General features: G+C 68.2%; 19 protein-coding genes. 13 read left to right on the forward strand and 6 right to left on the reverse strand.

Annotation, left to right across the window (positions count from 1 at the left end; genetic code table 11):
* Together VLF18_RS00360 and gatC are read right to left on the reverse strand one after the other, a co-directional pair.
* Positions 1–469 (reverse strand): amidase (locus VLF18_RS00360; RefSeq protein ID WP_325277623.1); only part of this gene is annotated, 469 nt, incomplete at its 3' end.
* Positions 466–753 carry an Asp-tRNA(Asn)/Glu-tRNA(Gln) amidotransferase subunit GatC gene (gatC, locus tag VLF18_RS00365; RefSeq protein WP_325277624.1) on the reverse strand — a complete coding sequence of 96 codons (288 nt, stop codon included), beginning with the start codon at positions 751–753 and terminating at the stop codon, positions 466–468. The genes VLF18_RS00360 and gatC, both read right to left, overlap by 4 nt.
* A gap of 333 nt (positions 754–1086) precedes the next feature.
* Between gatC and VLF18_RS00370 the strand changes: the two genes are divergently transcribed.
* From VLF18_RS00370 to VLF18_RS00430, 13 genes are all read left to right on the forward strand, one after another.
* Positions 1087–2133 carry a rod shape-determining protein gene (locus tag VLF18_RS00370; protein WP_325277625.1) on the forward strand — a complete coding sequence of 349 codons (1047 nt, stop codon included), beginning with the start codon at positions 1087–1089 and terminating at the stop codon, positions 2131–2133.
* Positions 2134–2332: 199 nt separating this feature from the next.
* On the forward strand, positions 2333–3331 hold the full coding sequence (mreC, locus tag VLF18_RS00375) for a rod shape-determining protein MreC (protein ID WP_325277626.1): 999 nt from the start codon (positions 2333–2335) through the stop codon (positions 3329–3331).
* A complete protein-coding gene (mreD, locus tag VLF18_RS00380; protein WP_325277627.1) occupies positions 3328–3819 on the forward strand; it encodes a rod shape-determining protein MreD in 492 nt (163 codons plus the stop codon). Before mreC ends, mreD begins: the two co-directional genes overlap by 4 nt.
* Positions 3816–5753: a penicillin-binding protein 2 gene (gene mrdA, locus VLF18_RS00385; protein ID WP_325277628.1), complete on the forward strand. Its 1938-nt coding sequence runs from the start codon at positions 3816–3818 to the stop codon at positions 5751–5753. Before mreD ends, mrdA begins: the two co-directional genes overlap by 4 nt.
* Complete coding sequence (rodA, locus tag VLF18_RS00390; RefSeq protein WP_325277629.1) at positions 5750–6865, forward strand: rod shape-determining protein RodA; 1116 nt, start codon at positions 5750–5752, stop codon at positions 6863–6865. The genes mrdA and rodA overlap by 4 nt, the downstream gene beginning before the upstream one ends.
* A 70-nt stretch (positions 6866–6935) precedes the next feature.
* Entirely contained in the window at positions 6936–7376 is a 441-nt protein-coding gene (locus VLF18_RS00395) for a hypothetical protein (protein ID WP_325277630.1), read from the forward strand.
* 100 nt (positions 7377–7476) lie between these two features.
* A complete protein-coding gene (gene mltB, locus VLF18_RS00400; protein WP_414717165.1) occupies positions 7477–8481 on the forward strand; it encodes a lytic murein transglycosylase B in 1005 nt (334 codons plus the stop codon).
* Positions 8478–9494, forward strand: a complete 1017-nt coding sequence (locus VLF18_RS00405; RefSeq protein ID WP_325277632.1) for a septal ring lytic transglycosylase RlpA family protein — start codon at positions 8478–8480, stop codon at positions 9492–9494. The genes mltB and VLF18_RS00405 overlap by 4 nt, the downstream gene beginning before the upstream one ends.
* A gap of 104 nt (positions 9495–9598) precedes the next feature.
* Entirely contained in the window at positions 9599–10852 is a 1254-nt protein-coding gene (locus VLF18_RS00410) for a D-alanyl-D-alanine carboxypeptidase family protein (RefSeq protein WP_325277633.1), read from the forward strand.
* Entirely contained in the window at positions 10852–11142 is a 291-nt protein-coding gene (locus VLF18_RS00415; protein ID WP_325277634.1) for a DUF493 family protein, read from the forward strand. The genes VLF18_RS00410 and VLF18_RS00415 overlap by 1 nt, the downstream gene beginning before the upstream one ends.
* Positions 11142–11825: a lipoyl(octanoyl) transferase LipB gene (lipB, locus tag VLF18_RS00420; RefSeq protein WP_325277635.1), complete on the forward strand. Its 684-nt coding sequence runs from the start codon at positions 11142–11144 to the stop codon at positions 11823–11825. The genes VLF18_RS00415 and lipB overlap by 1 nt, the downstream gene beginning before the upstream one ends.
* A gap of 5 nt (positions 11826–11830) precedes the next feature.
* The gene (gene lipA, locus VLF18_RS00425; protein WP_325277636.1) at positions 11831–12817 is read left to right on the forward strand and encodes a lipoyl synthase; all 987 of its coding nucleotides are present in this window, start codon (positions 11831–11833) and stop codon (positions 12815–12817) included.
* Positions 12818–12845: 28 nt separating this feature from the next.
* Positions 12846–15071 (forward strand): carboxy terminal-processing peptidase, encoded by a 2226-nt coding sequence (locus tag VLF18_RS00430; protein ID WP_325277637.1) that lies wholly within the window; start codon positions 12846–12848, stop codon positions 15069–15071.
* A 216-nt stretch (positions 15072–15287) separates the two neighbouring features.
* On the opposite strand, the gene VLF18_RS00435 is transcribed toward VLF18_RS00430, so the two are convergent.
* The 4 genes from VLF18_RS00435 to VLF18_RS00450 form a co-directional block, all read right to left on the reverse strand.
* Entirely contained in the window at positions 15288–15680 is a 393-nt protein-coding gene (locus tag VLF18_RS00435; protein WP_325277638.1) for a DUF5071 domain-containing protein, read from the reverse strand.
* A 28-nt stretch (positions 15681–15708) separates the two neighbouring features.
* On the reverse strand, positions 15709–17082 hold the full coding sequence (locus tag VLF18_RS00440) for a leucyl aminopeptidase family protein (protein WP_325277639.1): 1374 nt from the start codon (positions 17080–17082) through the stop codon (positions 15709–15711).
* Between the two features lie 81 nt (positions 17083–17163).
* A complete protein-coding gene (locus VLF18_RS00445; RefSeq protein ID WP_325277640.1) occupies positions 17164–17838 on the reverse strand; it encodes an HAD family hydrolase in 675 nt (224 codons plus the stop codon).
* A gap of 87 nt (positions 17839–17925) precedes the next feature.
* On the reverse strand, positions 17926–18951 hold a 1026-nt coding region (locus VLF18_RS00450; protein ID WP_325277641.1), incomplete at its 5' end, for a substrate-binding domain-containing protein.

An 18951-nucleotide genomic window follows, 5' to 3' on the forward strand; every position in this document is an offset into this window, starting at 1 on the left:
CGGCCGAGCCGCCCGACGAGCCGCCCGGCACGCGCGTCGGATCCCAGGGATTCCTTGCCGCGCCGAACGCGCTGTTCTCGTTGGACGAACCCATCGCGAATTCGTCCATGTTGGTCTTGCCGATGCTGACCGCGCCGGCGCGCGCGAGCTGCTCGACGACGTGCGCGTCGTACGGCGGAACGAAGTCCTGCAGCATGCGCGAGCCGCAGGTGGTCGGTGTTCCCTTTGTGCAGAAAATATCCTTGTGCGCAAACGGGATTCCGGCGAGCTGATGCAGGTCGCGGCCGGTCGCGCGGTTCTCGTCGACGGCGCGGGCCTTCGCGCGCGCCGCGTCCGCGTCGATGCGGATGAAGCTGTTCAGTGCGGCGGCGCTGCCGGCGCGCTGCAGTGCCTGTTCGGCGAGTTCGGCCGCGGAAATCCGGCGCAGGTGCAGTTCCGTGGACAGCGCATAGATCGACATGGGCTTCATTCGATCACCTTCGGCACGAGGTAGTAGCCGCCCTGAGACGCGGCGGCGAGTGCGAGCAGCTGTTCGCTGCGGTCGCCGTCGCTGACGACGTCGTCGCGCAGGGTCAGCGCCTGGTCGTGCGGATGCGCCAGCGGTGCCAGGTGATTCACGTTCGCCGCGGCCAGGTCGTCGAACAGGTGCAGCACGCGTTCGAGGTCCGAACGCAGGCTTTCGAGCTGGTCGTCGGCGACAGCGAGCCGGGCCAGGCGGGCGATATGGCGAACCGCGGCGTGATCGAGTGACATGGCGAATCGGGCGAGTCGTGGAGCGACCGAACTTAGCACGGCGCTGCAGTGCACCAAAGCGCATAACCCCAGGGCTGTCCGGACTGCCTGCGCGGCCGTCGGGCCAAACCCAAAAATGCTTTTTTAACGCGGCCTTACCTTGCGGTCGCGGGGGGCGGACACTAGACTGTGCGGCCTTTTCCGCCCGCTGGAAGACTTGAAGAAGTCCTGGCAGCAGAGTGCCGGTTTCCGGCGGCTCGTCTCCATGACCCCTTGACGCAAGGCGTTCCACGAAGCCGTGGACTGCCGATTTTTCCAGGGCTTCCCCATCCAGTTCTCGGCTCCTCGGCGAACATGTTCAAAAGCCTTCGCGGTCTGTTTTCCAACGATCTGTCCATCGACCTCGGCACCGCCAACACGCTGATCTACGTGCGCGGCCAGGGCATCGTCCTCAATGAACCTTCGGTCGTCGCGATCCGCCAGGACCGCGGTCCGGGCGGCCCGCGCAGCGTCGCGGCCGTCGGCGGCGACGCCAAGCGCATGCTCGGACGCACGCCGGGTTCGATCGTCGCGATCCGGCCCATGAAGGACGGCGTCATCGCCGACTTCATGATGACCGAGGCGATGCTGCAGCACTTCATCAAGCAGGTGCACAAGAGCCGCATGCTGCGCCCGAGTCCGCGCGTGCTGATCTGCGTGCCCTGCGGCTCGACCCAGGTCGAGCGCCGCGCGATCAAGGAATCGGCCGAAGGCGCCGGCGCGCGCGACGTGTTCCTCATCGAAGAACCCATGGCCGCAGCGATCGGCGCCGGTATCCCGGTTCACGAGGCGCGCGGCTCGATGGTGCTGGACATCGGCGGCGGCACCTCGGAAGTCGCCGTCATCTCCTTGAACGGCATCGTTTATTCCCAGTCGGTGCGTATCGGCGGCGACCGCTTCGACGAAGCCATCGTCAACTACGTGCGCCGCAACCACGGCACGCTGATCGGCGAAGCCACGGCCGAGCGCATCAAGCTCGAAGTCGGCTGCGCCTATCCGCAGAGCGAGGTCCGCGAGATCGAGGTCTCCGGCCGCAATCTCGCCGAGGGCGTGCCGCGCATGTTCACGATCAACTCCAACGAAGTGCTCGAAGCGCTGCACGAGCCGCTGTCGGGCATCGTCTCGGCGGTGCGCAGCGCGCTGGAGCAGACGCCGCCGGAACTGTGTTCCGATGTCGCCGAGCGCGGCATCGTGCTGACCGGCGGCGGTGCGCTGCTGCGTGACCTCGATCGTCTGATCTCCGAGGAAACCGGCCTGCACGTCCAGGTCGCCGACGAGCCGCTGACCTGCGTGGCCCGCGGCGGCGGACGCGCGCTCGAACTGATCGATCTGCACGGCAGCGACTTCTTCGCGCCGGAATGAAACCGCGGCACCCGCCACGGCCGTACCGCTTTTGTGTCCAGCTGCACAACGTCGTCATCCGGCCGACCCGGCGTCGGCCGGCCCCTTGACTCAAGCGGGCTCCAACGGCAAAAGCGCGCTGTTTCGAGGTTCGCGTTTCACTGATCCGCGTCGTGCGCGGCGGCCGTCCGGCCGACGCGCGATCCCTGGCTGATTCCGCATGCCGCTTGCCCGCACCGATACCACTCCATTGTTCGGCGTCGGCGCGACCAGCACTCTGCGTCTGGTCGTCTACCTCGCCATCGGCGTGACGCTCATGGTGGCCGACTACCGCGGCCACTATCTCGCGCGCGTCCGCCAGTACGCGGCGATCGCGGTCGAACCGGTCTATCGCATCGCGGCCATGCCGGCCGACGCGGCGCGCAACATTCGCCAGGCGGTCGCCGACCGCCAGGCGCTGACCCAGGAAAACCAGCGTCTGCGCGAAGCGCTGCTGCTGACCCAGGCACGCCTCAATCGCCTCGGCGCCGTCGCGGAACAGAACACGCGGCTCAAGGAACTGCTCGACGTCCAGCACTCGCTGGGTCTCGGCGTGCAGCTCGCCAAGCTCATCGATATCGTGCTCGACCCCTACCGCCAGCGCATCACGCTGGACGCGGGCGCGCGCCAGGGCGTCGTCGTCGGGCAGGCCGTGCTCGACGCCTATGGCGTCATGGGCCAGATCAGCGAAGTGCTGCCGACGACCTCGACGGCCGTGCTGATCACCGACACCAGCCATGCCCTGCCCGTCGTCATCGAACGCACGGGCCTGCGCACGATCGCCTACGGCAGCGGCAGCAGCGACCGGCTCGACGTACCGAACATCCCGGTCAGCGCCGACGTGAAGGCCGGCGACAAGTTGTTGACCTCCGGTCTCGGCGGCAGCTTTCCGGCCGGGTTTCCGGTCGGCGAGATCGTGTCGGTCGCGGCCGAGCCCAGCGGCATGTTCGCCGTCGCGGTCGCGCGTCCCGCCGCGGCGCTGGAGCGCAGCGGCGACGTGCTGCTGCTGCGGCCGCTGGCCGACCCGGTCGGTCCGCCGGCCATGACGCCGGAAGTCGGTCCGCCGGCACCGCCGCCGGAACAACGCGTCGTCGCGCCGCCGCGCACACCGGCGACGGCCGCGCCGCCGCCGGTCGAGCCGGGCATGCTGCCGGGCACCACGCCGGGAACAACGCCATGAACCGGCATCGCGCGCATTTCGTGCTGTTCCTGCTGACCCTGGTCGCAGCCTGTCTGCTGCAGCTGATGCCGCTGCCGGATCTGCTGCTGCCGTTCCGGCCGTACTGGCTCGGGCTGATCCTGATCTACTGGGCGCTCGAGGAGCCCGAGCGCGTCGGCCTCGGCCGCGCGTTCCTGCTCGGTCTCGTCGGCGACGTGCTGCAGGGCGACCTGCTCGGCGACCAGGCGCTGCGCCTCGCGGCGCTGGCCTTCATCGTGCTGCGGTTCCGCTCGCGCCTGCGCTTCTTCCCGATGTGGCAGCAGTCGCTCGCGGTGTTCGCGCTGCTGCTCAACGACCGCGTGCTGAGCCTCATGGAACGCGCGTTCACCGGCGCGCCGATACCGCCGATGTCGTTCTGGTATGCGCCCGTCGCCGGCATGCTCGCCTGGCCCTGGGTATTCCTGCTGCTCGACGACCTGCGCGCGCGGCTGCGCGTCCACGAGGCATGAGTCCGCGCCGTCCCAAGCTCAAGGACAGCGGACGCGAGGTCGCGCTGTTCCAGCGCCGCGCACTCGTCGGCTTCCTGATCATCGTCGTCTGCCTCGGCGTGCTCGCCGCGCGCTTCGTGCATCTGCAGGTCGTGCGTCACGACGAGTTCGCGACGCGCGCCGACCAGAACCGGATCAAGCTGCGCCCGATCCCGCCGGCGCGCGGGCTGATCTTCGATCGCAACGGCGTGCTGCTGGCCGACAACACCGCAGCGTTCCGCCTCGAAATCACGCCCGAGCAGGTCAGGGACAAAGACGTCGACGGCCTGCTCGCGCGGCTGCGCGATTTCGTGCCGCTGACCGACGACGACATCAAGCGCTACAAGGAACAGCGCAAGGGACGCCGCAGCTTCAACAGCATTCCGCTGCGCTTCCGCCTGTCCGAAGACGAGGTCGCGAAGTTCGCGGTGAACCGCTGGCGCTTCCCCGGCGTGGAAGTCGTGCCCTACCTGACGCGCACCTATCCGCGCGGCGCCGAGTTCGGTCATGTCGTCGGCTACGTCGCGCGGATCGACGAGGCCGACCTGCGCGATCTCGACGTGACGCGCTACGCCGGCACGACGCACATCGGCAAGACCGGCATCGAGCGCTACTACGAAAAGATCCTGCACGGCGAACCCGGCTACGAGCGCGTCGAGATCAACGCCGACGGACGTGCGCTGCGCGTGCTCGACTCGACCCCGCCCAAGCCCGGCAAGAACCTGTTCCTGACGATCGACGTGCGCCTGCAGGAAGCCGCCGAGGCGATTTTCGAAGGCAAGCCCGGTTCGGCCGTCGCGATCGATCCGCGCAACGGCGAAGTGCTGGCGATGGTCAGCGTGCCGAGCTTCGATCCGAACCTGTTCGTCAACGGCATCAGCCACGTCGACTACCGCAGTCTCATGTCCTCGCCGATGCGCCCGCTGCTGCATCGCGCGCTCGTCGGCGGCTACAAGCCCGGTTCGACGGTCAAGCCGTTCATGGGCATCGCCGGACTGGAGCAGGGCATACGCCGGCTCGACGACACCGTGTTCTCCTCGGGCGAATTCCACATTCCGGGCCAGAGCCGCGGCTATCGCGACTGGCGCCGCGGCGGCCACGGCCGCGTCGATCTCGTCGAGTCGCTGGCGCAGTCGGTCAACACGTATTTCTATTCGCTCGCGCTCGACATGGGCATCGACCGGATGTCGGGCTACCTCGCGAAATTCGGCTTCGGCGCGCGCACGGGCATCGACCTGTCGGGCGAGTCCACCGGCATCCTGCCGTCGAAGGACTGGAAGCGCGCGATGTACAACAAGCCCTGGTTTCCAGGCGAAACCGTGATCGCCGGCATCGGCCAGGGCTACTGGGTCGTGACGCCGGTGCAGCTCGCCAACGCGACGGCGATCCTCGCCGCGCGCGGCGCCCATCATCCGATCCACCTGCTGCGCGCGACCCAGGCCGGTTTCAGCGCGCCGGTCGAGCCGGTCGCGCTGGCGGCCGCGGAACCGAGCTTCATCGTCGACATGACGAACTGGGACCGTGTCCGCGACGGCATGGTCGCGGTCGTCGCCGGCTCGACCGGCACCGCGGCGCGCGTGTTCGCCGACGCGCCGTACACCGCGGCCGGCAAGACCGGCACGGCGCAGCGCTTCTCGCGCACCGGCAACGAAGTCGACACGCGCGGTCTCGATGCGGCGCAGCGCCACCAGGCGCTGTTCGTCGCATTCGCGCCGGTCGACCAGCCGCAGATCGCGCTCGCGCTCGTCATGGAATACGGCGCGAGCGGCTCGCTCGACGCCGCCCCGCTCGGCCGCAAGATCCTCGACACCTGGCTCGCGCCGCCGCCGGGCACGGTGCCCGTGGCGCCCGCATCGGCGGCACCGCGCACCCATGCGGCGCCCGCGCCGCCGGCACCGGCGGAGACGACCCGATGATCGACCTGAGCCTCGACCGCATCGCCGCGGCCGCCAAGGCGCACCTGCGCCGTCCGCGCGTCGACCTGCCGCTGCTGCTCGCGCTGATGCTGGTCGGCGCGATCGGTCTCGTCACGCTGTACAGCGCCGGCGACAAGGACGCGAGCATCGTCATGAACCAGGGCGCGCGCTTCCTGATGGGCGGCGTCGCGCTGATCGTGATGTCGCGGATTCCGCCGTCGTCGCTGCGCAACTGGACGCCGTGGTTCTATCTCGTCGGCGTCGTGCTGCTCGTGCTCGTGGAGCTCGTCGGCGAAGGCCGCGGGTCGAATCGCTGGCTCGACCTGAAATTCGTGCGCTTCCAGCCGTCGGAACTGCTCAAGCTCGCGACGCCGATGATGGTCGCGTGGTATCTGCATGCGCGCACGCTGCCGCCGGACTGGCGCGACCTGTTCATGGTCGCGGTCATCATCGGCATTCCCGCGGGTCTCATCGCCGAACAGCCGGATCTCGGCACGTCGCTGCTGGTTGCCGCGAGCGGCGCGTTCGCGCTGTTCCTGTCGGGACTGTCGTGGTGGCGTATCGCAGGCCTGCTCGGCGCGGTGGCCGCCGCGGCGCCGGTGGCCTGGCATTTCCTGCACGAATACCAGCGCAACCGCGTGCGCATGTTCATGGATCCCGAATCCGATCCGCTCGGCAACGGCTGGCACATCATCCAGTCCGAGATCGCCGTCGGCGCCGGCGGCGTGTTCGGCAAGGGCTGGCATCAGGGCAGCCAGTCGCGCCTGGAATTCCTGCCCGAGCACACGACCGACTTCGTGTTCTCGGTCTACAGCGAGGAATTCGGCCTGATCGGCGTGCTGCTGCTGATCTCGCTGTACGTATTCATCATCGGCCGCAGCCTCTGGATCGCGGCCAACGCCAAGGACACCTATTCGCGCCTGCTCGCCGGCGCGATCGGCATGTCGTTCTTCGTCTACGTCATGGTGAATGGCGGCATGATCACGGGCCTCCTGCCCGTGGTCGGCGTGCCGCTGCCGCTCGTGAGCTACGGCGGCACGTCCGCGGTGAGCCTGCTGACCGGATTCGGCGTGCTGATGTCGATTCACGCGCATCGCAATTTCGTGCGGTGAGCACGGTACAGGCCGGCCGCCGGGAATCGGCGTAGCATCGGCCGCACGCCACCAGGGAGGCTGCAGCGACATGGCCAACGCGCGTACGCGTTACGACACGATCGCCGATTTCATGACGCGCGAGCACGAAGCGACCGCGACCGCGATGTACGGCAAGCCCGCCGTGCAGATCAACGGCACGGCGTTCCTGTTCTACATGTTGCCCGGCATGGCGTTCCGCCTGCAGGGACGCGCACGCGAACAGGCGCTGGCGCTGCCCGGCGCGACCGGCTGGGCGCCGCTGGGCGAACCGAACGAACGCAGTCCCTGGGTGCTCGTGCCGGTCGCGCAGTTCCTGCGCTGGGACCGGCTCGCGATCGACGCGCTGCGCTACGCGCAGGAAGGGCAGGTCAACACGCCCAAGGCGGCGCCGGTGCAGGGACCGCCGCAGGATCCGCCGGCCGCGCAGCGCTGGCGCGACAACATCAAGACGCTCTGGGAAAAAGCCTCGAATTTCCGCCTGACGCGCTGACGCTCTGTGCGCTGAACCGTGAACGTGCATCGGGTCAGGCGCCGCGATGCGCGTGATACGCTACCGGCCGTTTGTGTCGACGAGTGGCCAGGCGCTCCGAATGCCCGTGTTTTCCCGTGTTTTCTTCGCCGTGGCGGCGCTTTCCGCCGTCCCGGACGCCTGCGCGCAGGAAGCGCAGCCCGAGCCGCCGACCGCGGCCGAACAGGCCTTCGCCGCCGAACAGGCGCGCGACTACGGCCTCGACAGCGACGCGGTGCTCGCGATCCTCGCGAAAGCGCAGTACCAGCAGAGCATCATCGACGCGATTTCCCGGCCGGCCGAAGCGGTCAAGCCGTGGAAGGAATACCGGCCGATCTTCATCACCGACCTGCGCCGCGACGGCGGTATCGCGTTCTATCGCGACAACCGCGAGCTCATCGACAAGGTCGCCGCGGAATTCCAGGTCGCTCCGAGCGTCATCGTCGCGATCATCGGCGTCGAGACGAGCTACGGAAAGATCACCGGCAAATACCGCGTGCTCGACGCGCTGAGCACGCTGGCCTTCCACTACCCGCCGCGCGAGAAGTTCTTCCGCGGCGAACTCTCGCAGCTGCTGCGGCTCAACGACGGCCAGCTGGCCTTTCCGATCGACGAACTGCGCGGTTCGTACGCGGGCGCGATGGGCTGGGGCCAGTTCATGCCGACCTCGATCGCGAAATTCGCGCGCGACTACGACGGCGACACGCGCATCGATCTCTGGAATTCGCGTCCCGACATCGTCGCGAGCATCGCGAGCTATTTCCAGGGCCACGGCTGGGAACCCGAAGGCCCGGTCGCGGTGCGTGTGAAGCCCGCCGAGGGCGCCCGCGAGATCACGCCGGCGAACACCGAGCCCGTCTACCCGCTGCAGCAGCTCGTCGACTGGGGGTACGTGCCGGCCGAGCATTTCGACCCGCAGCGGCCGGCCACGCTGCTCAAGCTCGAAGGCGAGGAGGGCACGGAATACTGGATCACGTTCCAGAACTTCTACGTGATCACGCGCTACAACCGCAGTCCGATGTATGCGATGGCGGTCAAGCAGCTCGCCGAGCAGATCGCGGCGGGCGTCGAGGACGCCGGCCCATGAGCGCGTCCGCACACCGCCGGCTCGTGCAGGGCGCGTTTGTGCTGCTCGCCGTCGCGCTGCTCGCCGGCTGCGGCGGCAGGAAGACGCATCGTGCGGGGCCCGCGCCGGGCACTCGCCCGCCGGCCGCCAGCCCCGCGCCGCAAACCGGCCCGGGCGTGCCCGAAACCAGCCTCAGCCAGGCGCAACGCTATCGCCAGGCGCAGGACGACGGTCCGCGCGAGGCGATCGATGTCAGCCGTATCGAAGAACCCGAACCCAAGAACGAACCGCCGTCGCGCTACGGCAACCGTTCGCCGTACACGGTGCTCGGGCGTTCCTATGAAGTGCTGCCGACCTCGCGCGGCTATGTCGAGCGCGGCATTTCCTCGTGGTACGGCAACAAGTTCCATGGCTACATGACGTCGAGCTTCGAACCCTACGACATGTATAAATTTACCGCCGCGCACAAGTCGCTGCCGCTGCCGAGCTGGGCGCGCGTGACGAATCTCGAGACCGGCAAGAGCGTGGTCGTGCGCGTCAACGATCGCGGCCCGTTCCACGACAACCGCCTGATCGACCTGTCCTATGCCGCGGCCGTGAGGATCGGCGTCTGGCCGAAGGGCACCGGACTCGTCGAAGTGCGCGCGCTGACGCCAGGCGAAATCGAGCCCGACGCGCGCATGGCCGCGACTGCGGCGCGCACGCCGCCGCGGCCGCTGCCGAAGACCACGCCGGTCGAGGCCGCGCGCTCGGTGCCGGCACCGGCCACGGCTGTCGCCGATGCGAACGCGACGGCGCAGCCGCGCATCTATCTGCAGGTCGGCGCGTTCGGCGAGCAGGCCAATGCCGAGCGCGCCGCGCAGCGCGTCGCGGCGGCGAAGCTCGGCGAGGTCCGCGTCGTCGAGGCGGCCGTCAACGGCCGCAACGTGCGCCGCGTGCGGCTCGGCCCGCTGCGCGACGTCGACGAAGCCGACCGCCTGTCCAGCGAACTTCGCCGCCTCGGTCTGGGCGAACCCCGGGTCGCGATCGACTGATCGAGGAAACACGCTGTTCCCGCATCCCGGCGCGACACCCCGCGCCGGGATGCGCCGAATCTCCTTCATGCCGGCGTGCGCCGGCTCACCTGTACGGAAGAACCATGTCGCATCGCTTCAATCTGCTCGCCAGCGTCCTGTTGACCACCTGCGCCGGCCTCGCCGCCGCGCAGACGCCGGCCTCCGCGCCGACGCCGAAACCGGCCGTGGCCGTGCCGAGCGCGATCAACGCGCCGATGCCGCCGCCGCCGACGCTCGATGCGAAGGCCTGGGTGCTCATGGACTACGCGACCGGGCAGGTGCTCGCATCGAGCAATCCCGACGAGCGCGTCGAACCCGCGTCGATCACCAAGATCATGACGTCCTACGTCGTCTCGGCCGAGCTCGCCGCGGGCAAGGTCAAGCCCGACGACGAGGTTTTCATCAGCGAAAACGCCTGGCGCGGCGGCGGCGCCGGCACCGACGGCTCGACGAGCTTCCTCGCGCTCAATTCGAAAGTGAAGCTGCACGACCTGCTCATGGGCATGATCGTGCAGTCGGGCAACGACTCGGCAATAGCGCTGGCCGAACACCTGGCCGGCTCGGAAGCCGTGTTCGCCGACCTCATGAACGAATACGCCAAGCGCCTGGGCCTCGCCAACACGCATTTCGTCAATGCGAGCGGCCTGTCCGCGCCGGACCACTACACCACCGCGCACGACATCGCGCTGCTGTCGCGCGCGCTGATCCGCGACTACCCCGAGGACTACAAGATCTACGCGATCAAGGAGTTCGAGTGGAACGGCATCAAGCAGCACAACCGCAACGCGCTGCTGTGGCGCGACGGTTCCGTCGACGGCATCAAGACCGGCCATCATTCGGGCGCGGGCTATTGCCTGGCTGCGTCGGCCAAGCGCGACGACGAGCGCCTGATCACCGTGGTCATGGGCACGAAGGGCGAGAAAGTCCGCGCCGACATGACCCAGGAACTGCTGAACTACGGCTTCCGTTTCTACGAGACGCACAAGCTCTACAGCGCGGACAGGCCCGTGGCGGAACCGACCTTGTGGAAGGGGCTGGCCGACACCATTCAGCTCGGCGTGACGCAGGACGTGCTCGTGACGCTGCCGCGCGGCCGCTATGCCGATCTGAAGGCGGCCATGGATGTGCCGGGCCGGTTCGTGGCGCCCTACACCAAGGGCCAGAACCTCGGCACGCTGCGCATCACGCTCGACGGCAAGCCTTTGGTCGAGCGTCCCATCGTCGCGCTGCAGGAGTACCCTGAAGCCGGCTTCATGCGCCGTCTCGGCGACGGCATCATGCTCTGGTTCAAGAGCGACGAGGCCGTGCAGCCGAGCAAGCAACCGGATACGAAGTAATGCGCAACCTCGACGACATCCAGCCCGAATCGCCGCAGCAGGGATTCCAGTTTCCCGGGCTGTTCGAGATCACCGCGATGGGCAATGCGACGGCCGATCTCGCCGTGCGCGTACCCGCGCTGCTCGACGGCATTGGCCTCAGCGTGCTCGACGGCAGCCTGCGCACGCGGCCGTCGCGCGAAGGCAACTATCTGTCGGTGACGGTCAGCTTCACCTGCCCGAGCCGCGAGAAGTACGACGCCGCGCATGAAGTGCTGCGCGCCGATCCGGATATCCGCTGGACCCTGTGATGAGCGACCTGCTGCCGGTACGCGTGCGCCAACTGCCGGGCCTGTGGCCTTACGAACCGGTCTGGCGCGCGATGCAGGCATTCACCGATGCGCGCACGGCCGAGACGGTCGACGAATTCTGGCTGCTGCAGCACGAGCCCGTGTTCACGCTCGGCCAGGCCGGCAAGACCGAGCACGTGCTGGCCCCCGGCGACATTCCTGTCATTCCGGTCGACCGCGGCGGACAGGTCACGTATCACGGTCCGGGCCAGATCATGGCCTATGTGCTGGTCGACCTGCGCCGCCGCGGCATCGGCGTGCGCGAGCTTGTGCACCGCATCGAGCAGGCCGTGATAGAGACCCTGGAAAATTGGAACATCCTCGCGCAGCGCCGCGACGGCGCGCCCGGCGTCTACGTCGGCGACGCCAAAGTGGCCGCGCTCGGCCTGCGCGTCCGGCGCGGCTGCTCGTTCCACGGCCTGGCCTTCAACGCGGCCATGGACCTCGAACCGTTCCACCGCATCAATCCCTGTGGTTATAAGGGGTTGGCGGTGACCCAGGTGCTAGACTTGGGCGGCCCGGCCAGTCTGGCGGTGCTGCAGGCCAGCCTCGTCGAGGAACTCGCGCGACAGCTCGGATTGCGGCCTCAGCCGGCCGATCCCGTCATTCCCGCGGCGTCCGTTCCGATCGCCGCTCTCGCGTGAGTCGCATGGAATCCTCGACCTCCACCAAGGCCATCCCCATCGTCGTCGTCGGCGAAAAACAGCTCGGCGAAGACAAGATCGCGCGCAACCGCGCCGTGTTCGACCAAGCGCCCAAGCTGCGCAAGCCCGACTGGATCCGCGTGCGCATTCCGCCGGGCAACGCGGTCGCCAAGCTCAAGGCCAAGCTGCGCGAGAACCGGCTCGTCACGGTCTGCGAGGAAGCGAGCTGTCCGAACATCCACGAGTGCTTCGGCAAGGGCACCGCGACGTTCATGATCCTCGGCGAGGTCTGCACGCGGCGCTGCTCGTTCTGCGACGTCGCCCACGGCCGGCCCAAGCCGCCCGATGCGGACGAGCCGCGTCATCTGGCCGAGACCATCCGCGACATGGCGCTGCGCTACGTTGTGATCACCTCGGTCGACCGCGACGACCTGCGCGACGGCGGCGCCCAGCATTTCGCCGACTGCATCCGCCTCGTGCGCGAGCAGAGCCCGGACATCCAGATCGAGATCCTGACGCCCGACTTCCGCGGCAAGGGCCGCATGGAACGCGCACTGGAAATCCTCGCGACCGCGCCGCCCGACGTGTTCAATCACAACCTCGAGACGGTGCGCGAGCTATACCGTGAAGTGCGCCCCGGCGCCGACTACGACTGGTCGCTGGATCTGCTCAAGCGCTTCAAGGCGCAGCATCCGGACGTGCCGACGAAGTCGGGCATCATGCTCGGCCTCGGCGAGACCTTCGAGCAGGTCGAAGGTGCGTTGAACGATTTGCGCGCGCACGATGTCGACATGGTGACCATCGGTCAATACCTGCAACCCACGCCGCACCACCATCCGGTAATCCGTTACTGGACGCCGGCGGAGTTCAAGGCGCTGGAAGAACTGGGCTATCGCCTGGGCTTCCAGCACGTGGCTTCCGGGCCGATGGTGCGTTCGTCCTATCATGCGGACGAAATGGCGCACGCCGCCGGCATTGTTCAGACCGCTTAGGCAAGATCGAGTTTCGTTGGAGACACACATGCGCAAGACCCTGATCGTTCTCGCCCTCCTGGCCTCCGGCTTCGTCGCGGCCAAGCCGTCCGGTCAGTCCGGTCCGCTGCTCAAGCCCGTCGAAGACCAGGCCGAGGCGGCCATCTGGGCTTCGCGCTTCCTGACGCGCTTCCACTACAAAGCCGTGCCGCTCGACGACGCGATGTCGGCCAAGATGTTCGACGCGTACTTCGAGTCGCTCGACGGCGAGAAGCTGTTTTTCCTGAAGTCCGACGTCGACCGCTTCAGCGCGGCGCGCGAACAGCTCGACGACGCGATCTTCAACAAAGACCTCACGATGCCGTTCGCGGTGTTCAATCTTTATCTGCAGCGCGTCGCCGAACGCACGGCGTATTCGCGCAAGCTGCTGGAAAAGCCGTTCGATTTCAGTGCGCCGGAAACCTATGTGTTCGACCGCGAGCACGCAGCCTGGCCGGCGAATACGGCCGAGCTCGACGATCTCTGGCGCAAGCGCGTGAAGAACGACGTGCTGCGCCTGAAGCTCGCCGGCAAGAAGGACGACGAGATCCGCAAGACGCTCGACAAGCGCTACGCCGGCTTCGCCGACCGCGTCGCGCAGATCAACAGCGAAGACGTCTTCCAGACCTTCATGAACGCGTACGCGACCTCGATCGAGCCGCACACGAACTACCTCGGCCCGCGCGCGAGCGAGAATTTCGACATCTCGATGAAGCTGTCGCTCGAGGGCATCGGCGCGGTGCTGCAGCGCGAAGACGAATACACCGCGATCCGCGAGATCGTGCCGGGCGGTCCCGCGGCGCTGTCGGGCAAGCTCAAGGTCGGCGACCGCATTCTCGGCGTCGGCCAGGGCGAGAACGGCCCGATCAACGACGTGATCGGCTGGCGCCTCGACGACGTCGTCGAGCAGATCCGCGGCCAGAAGGACACCGTCGTGCGCCTCGAGGTGCTGCCGGCCGACGGCGGCCCCGATGCGAAGCACCAGACGCTGTCGCTGGTGCGCAAGAAAGTCAGCATCGAAGAGCAGGCCGCCAAGAAGCAGATCATCGAGGTCAGGGACGGCGCGACGACGCGCCGCGTCGGCGTGATCCAGCTGCCGACGTTCTATCTCGATTTCGACGCACGCCGCCGCGGCGACCGCGACTACAAGAGCGCGACGCGCGACACCGCGAAGCTGCTCGCCGAACTCAAGCAGGAAAAAGTCGACGGCGTCGTGATCGACCTGCGCAACAACGGCGGCGGCAGCCTCAGCGAAGCGACCGAACTCACGGGCCTGTTCATCGATCAGGGGCCGGTCGTGCAGGTGCGCAGCGCGCAGGGTCGCGTCGAAGCCGAGGAAGATCATCAGTCCGGCATGATCTGGGACGGCCCGCTCGCCGTCATGGTCAACCGCGGCTCGGCGTCGGCGTCGGAAATCTTCGCCGCCGCGATCCAGGACTATGGCCGCGGCGTCATCATCGGCGAGCCGACGTTCGGCAAGGGCACCGTGCAGATGCTCGTCGACCTCGACAACGCCGCGCAGAACGAGAAGCCGAAGTACGGCGAACTCAAGATGACGAGCGCGCAGTTCTTCCGCATCAACGGCGGCACGACGCAGCTGCGCGGCGTCGTGCCCGACATCGCCTTCCCCGACGGCGGCGAGGCCAAGGAATTCGGCGAGTCGAGCTATCCGAATGCGTTGCCGTGGAGCTCGATCACGCCGGCCAGGTACGAAGCCGTCGCCGACCTCAAGCCGATCCTGCCGATGCTCGCGACGCGCCATGACGCACGCATCGCGAAATCGAAGGAATGGCAGTACTACGCCGAGGACCAGGCCGAGGTGAAGCGCCTGCGCGCCGAGAAGACCGTCTCGCTCAACGAGGCCGAGCGCCGCAAGGAGCGCGACGACCAGGAAGCGCGCAAGAAGACCCGCGACGCCGAACGCGCCGCGCTCGAAAAGGCCGAGAAATCCGACGTCTCCGTCGCGAGCGCGACGACGACCGCGGTCAGCGAAGGCAGCACGGCCGAGGACGGCGAAGACACCGTCGCCCACGTCTCCGACGACGGCCTGCAGGCCGACGAACGCAGCATCAAGAGCCAGGTCGAGCGCGAGAAGCAGGCCAAGCAGCGCAAGGACGTCGCGCTCGATGAAGCCGCGCACATCCTTGCGGACGAGATCGGCCTGATCCGCGCCGACACCAAGCTCGCGCAGCAGGTGCTGCCGCAGCAGCCCGGAGCGCGACTGCGCGTCGACTGACGCCGACGGCGGTTTGCGGCAAAACGAAAAATCCCGGCTTCGGCCGGGTTTTTTCTGTCGCGGAATCGTGAGCGCAGCCCCGGCGTGCTCTCGCGCATGCGGGTCTCGCCGCAGTCGGCCCCGCCGGTTGCGGGCAGCCGATGCACGGATTCCTGCGCTAGCCAGGTGCGCAATTTGAACAGTGCTGACTTGTCCAGAAGTCGGCGCCGCGGCGGGTCAGCCGCGCTCGAGAACTTCCCGGGCGATCTCCGGCAGCTCTTCGGCGATCTCGCTGGCGGTCGGCGCCTCGACGAGGCGCACGAGTTCCGCGCGCAGCTGCCTGGGCAACACATCCGATTCGCCGACGAGCCGGCCGACGATTCCGTATTTCCACACGTCGTCGCCGGACGCAAGCACGGCACGCACATGCGGCAGCAGCGGCGCGCCGATGCTCGCCAGAAACGGTGCGAGCACGCGGGCGACCGGCCAGTTGAGGTCCTGCAGCCATTCCATCAGCGCCGGCAGTACCGGTTCGACGGCCGGATAGCCTGCGGCGACGGCAGCTTCGGCGCGACGCAGGTCATGCTTGTCGCACGGTATCCAGGCCGCGTGGGCAGCGCCGGGTGTCATGGCGTCTGGCGAACGTCGCGCCGGAACGTCAGCCGGCGGTCCCGTAGCGCTTCTTCAAAAACTCGAAGTACGCGCGCAGGCCCTGCGCCTCGCCGCCCTTGGGCTTGCCGGGCCGTTCGCCGTCGTTCCACGAATAGACGTCCAGATGCGCCCAGGGGATGGTCTCGGGCACGAAGCGTTCGAGGTAGAGCGCGGCGGTGACCGCGCCAGCGTGACGCGACGGGCCGGCGTTGGCGAGATCGGCGATGTGCGATTCGAGCATGGTCAGGTACGGGCGCCACAGCGGCATGCGCCACAACGGGTCCTGCTGCGCGGTGCCGGCGTCGAGCAATTGCTGCGCGATGTCGTCGCGGTTGCAGAACAGGGCGGGCAGGTCGGGGCCGAGCGCGATGCGCGCGGCACCCGTCAGGGTTGCGAAATCGAGGATCAGGTCGGGTTTCTGCTCGGCCGCATAGGCCAGCGCATCGCAGAGGATCAGGCGTCCTTCGGCATCGGTGTTGTCGATCTCGACGGTGATGCCGGGGCGCGTCGTGATGACCTCGCCGGGGCGATAGGCGTTGCCGGCGACGGCGTTCTCGACCGCGGGAATCAGCAGCGTCAGGCGCAGCGGCAGCTTGGCCTGCATCACGAGGCCGGCCAGCGCGATCGCATGCGCGGCGCCGCCCATGTCCTTCTTCATCCAGCGCATGCCGTCGGCGGGCTTGAGATCGAGTCCGCCGGTGTCAAAGCAGACGCCCTTGCCGACGATGACGAGATGCGGTCCCTTCTTGCCCCAGGTCAGTTCGGCGAGGCGCGGTTCGCGGTGGCTCGCGCGGCCGACGGCGTGGATGGTCGGGAAGTTGTTCTTGAGCAGCGCGTCGCCGACCCATTCGCGGAATTTCGCGCCGTGGGCTTTGCCGAGATCGCGCACCGCGGCGCAGAGTTCGGCCGGCCCGAGGTCTTCGGTCGGCGTGTTGATGAGATCGCGCGTCCGCGTCGCGGCTTCGACGAGCGGCGCGACGGCGGCGATGACCGCGGCGTCGACCGCGAGCTGCGCCGGCGCGCGGCGCGGCTTCTTGTAGCGCGTGAACTGATAGGCGCCGAGCGCCCAGCCGAGTGCCGCGCGCTGCACGTCGATCGCGTCGTTGCCGAGGCGATAGTCGCCGGCCGGCAGGCGCTGGGGCAGGCTCGCTAGCGCATAGATGTCGTCGGTACGTCCGACGCCGACCAGCACGCAGCGCAGGCTGCCGTCGTCGTTGGGCACCTGCACGAGGCTGCCGGCATCGGCCTTGAAGCCCTGCGCCTCGACCCAGCGTTTTGCCTTCGCGCCGAGGCTCTTGAGCTGAGCGTCCAGCGTGTCGGTCGTCAGTGCGATCAGCTCGGTGGCGCGGCTGTTGCGGCGCAGTTCGGTCAGTCCTTGCATGCGAATCCTGAGGGTCGTTGACGTATCGGGGTGACGGCGTTCCCGACAGATTATCCGTTGCGGCGGTCCAGGCCGCGTTTTTTACAGCCAGTCGGCGAGTTCGGTCAGCGTGCGGAATTCGATATCGGGACGCGGAGCGTCCGACCAGTCGCGGCCGTCGCGGTTCAGCCAGGCCGACGGCAGGCCCGCGCCGCGCGCGCCGTGCACGTCGAGCAGCGGGTCGTCGCCGACGTGCAGCACGAACGGCGGCTCGACGCCGACGCGGCGGCAGGCTTCGTGGAAGATCTCGGGCGCAGGCTTCGCGCGGCCGAAGTCGCGCGCGGTCACGCAGTCGACGAACAGATGCCGCAGCCCAATGCGACCGAGATCGGCGTTGCCGTTGGACAGGCCGATCAGCGGCACGCGCGCGGCCAGTCGTTCGAGTGCCGGACGCGCGTCGGCGTACAGATCGACCTCGTTGCGCGCCGCATAGAACGCTTCGAACGCGGCTTCGACGGTGTCCTCGCCGAAGCCGTGCGGCGTCAGCGCGGTCGTCAGGCTGAGCTTGCGCTGGGCCGTGAAGTCGTGCGCGAGGTGCGGGTTCTCGAGCGCGATGCGGTCGCGCAGTTCGCGCATGAGCGCGATCGGATAAGCCGCCGCGACCGTCGGGCAGTGCGTCAGCAGCCAGTCGTGCAGGCGCTGTTCGGCGCGCTGCACGATCGGCGCGATCGGCCACAGCGTGTCGTCGAGGTCGAGACTGATGGCGTGGATCTGCATGGGTTTCCTGCGGCGCGGCGGTCGCCGGCGCGATGCGGTCGTGCGGCGCGATACGCGATGCGCATCGGCGCCGCTGCGACGCGCCGGTCAGCCGCCGCCGGTCGCAGCGGCGTTCGCGTCGGACTTGGCGTCGGTCTTTGCGGCGGCCTTGGCATCGGCCTTCTTCGCGGCGGCCTTCTTGCTGCGCGATTCGGCGGCTTCGGCCTTGGCTTCCTGGGTCAGCGTCGACGTCGGCGCGACGCGGCTCAGCGCAGCGGCCGTCGCGGCCGGCGCGGCCAGCGGCGTTTCATTGACCTTGCTTTCGATCATCGCGAGCCGTGCCTCGTCGCCGTCCTTCAGCGCGAGGCCTTCGGAATACGGAACGAGCTGGCGCTTGACCAGCGTCGCCTTCGCCGACGGCGTGTCGAGCCACGCGATGAAATCCTTGACCGCGGCGGCATTCGTCGAGTCTTCGCGGATCGCGATGAACACCGGCGTGTACAGCGGATAGCTGCCGCTGCGCACGCTCGCGGTCGAAGGCACGACGCCGTCGACGTTGAGGAGTTTCAGCTTGGGATTGCCGGCGGTATTCGACAGCGTGCTGACGCCGAGGCTGGCCGGGTCGAGCGTGACGGCCTCCTCGAGCTTGGACGTGTTGAGGTAGACGCGCGGCACGGCGACGCGCTGGTCGCCGTTCTTGAAGATCAGCCAGCGCAGCGCGTACTCGACGCCGTCGAGCGGGCCGGCGACGGCATACATGTTGATCGCCTTGTCATTGCCGCCGAGCAGCTTCCAGTTGTCGGCGCGGCCGTAGTAGACGCGCCAGATGTCCTTGATCGAGATGTTCGACACCGGGTTGGCCGGCGACGCGATCATCACGAGACCGTCCCAGGCGACCGGCACGAAGGTCACGCCGGATTCCTCGGCGCGCTTGGGATGATTCGCGCGCAGCGTGCCGGCAAAGTCGGCCGTGCCCTGCAGCACCGCGTCGATGCCCGAGATCGTGCTGAACGCGGTCATCTGGATGCGGACTTTCTTCTCGCGCTCGTACTGTTTGGCGAGGTCGTTCATGAAGCCGCGGGCGCTCGCGATGTCGCCGCGCCAGACCAGCGTCGGGCCGCCGGCCTTGGCCTG

It is taken from the genome of Tahibacter sp., assembly GCF_035481375.1.
Taxonomy (GTDB): Bacteria; Pseudomonadota; Gammaproteobacteria; order Xanthomonadales; family Rhodanobacteraceae; genus Tahibacter.

What these genes read in the sequence shown, in the direction of transcription:
- VLF18_RS00440 (WP_325277639.1), bottom strand. Translation starts at nt 17,082, where the DNA reads ATGCAAGGACTGACCGAACTGCGCCGCAACAGCCGCGCCACCGAGCTG.
- VLF18_RS00445 (WP_325277640.1), bottom strand. Translation starts at nt 17,838, where the DNA reads ATGCAGATCCACGCCATCAGTCTCGACCTCGACGACACGCTGTGGCCG.
- rodA (WP_325277629.1), top strand. Translation starts at nt 5,750, where the DNA reads ATGATCGACCTGAGCCTCGACCGCATCGCCGCGGCCGCCAAGGCGCAC.
- gatC (WP_325277624.1), bottom strand. Translation starts at nt 753, where the DNA reads ATGTCACTCGATCACGCCGCGGTTCGCCATATCGCCCGCCTGGCCCGG.
- mrdA (WP_325277628.1), top strand. Translation starts at nt 3,816, where the DNA reads ATGAGTCCGCGCCGTCCCAAGCTCAAGGACAGCGGACGCGAGGTCGCG.
- VLF18_RS00415 (WP_325277634.1), top strand. Translation starts at nt 10,852, where the DNA reads ATGCGCAACCTCGACGACATCCAGCCCGAATCGCCGCAGCAGGGATTC.
- VLF18_RS00430 (WP_325277637.1), top strand. Translation starts at nt 12,846, where the DNA reads ATGCGCAAGACCCTGATCGTTCTCGCCCTCCTGGCCTCCGGCTTCGTC.
- lipB (WP_325277635.1), top strand. Translation starts at nt 11,142, where the DNA reads ATGAGCGACCTGCTGCCGGTACGCGTGCGCCAACTGCCGGGCCTGTGG.
- VLF18_RS00370 (WP_325277625.1), top strand. Translation starts at nt 1,087, where the DNA reads ATGTTCAAAAGCCTTCGCGGTCTGTTTTCCAACGATCTGTCCATCGAC.
- VLF18_RS00395 (WP_325277630.1), top strand. Translation starts at nt 6,936, where the DNA reads ATGGCCAACGCGCGTACGCGTTACGACACGATCGCCGATTTCATGACG.
- VLF18_RS00405 (WP_325277632.1), top strand. Translation starts at nt 8,478, where the DNA reads ATGAGCGCGTCCGCACACCGCCGGCTCGTGCAGGGCGCGTTTGTGCTG.
- VLF18_RS00410 (WP_325277633.1), top strand. Translation starts at nt 9,599, where the DNA reads ATGTCGCATCGCTTCAATCTGCTCGCCAGCGTCCTGTTGACCACCTGC.
- VLF18_RS00435 (WP_325277638.1), bottom strand. Translation starts at nt 15,680, where the DNA reads ATGACACCCGGCGCTGCCCACGCGGCCTGGATACCGTGCGACAAGCAT.
- lipA (WP_325277636.1), top strand. Translation starts at nt 11,831, where the DNA reads ATGGAATCCTCGACCTCCACCAAGGCCATCCCCATCGTCGTCGTCGGC.
- mreD (WP_325277627.1), top strand. Translation starts at nt 3,328, where the DNA reads ATGAACCGGCATCGCGCGCATTTCGTGCTGTTCCTGCTGACCCTGGTC.
- mreC (WP_325277626.1), top strand. Translation starts at nt 2,333, where the DNA reads ATGCCGCTTGCCCGCACCGATACCACTCCATTGTTCGGCGTCGGCGCG.
- mltB (WP_414717165.1), top strand. Translation starts at nt 7,477, where the DNA reads ATGCCCGTGTTTTCCCGTGTTTTCTTCGCCGTGGCGGCGCTTTCCGCC.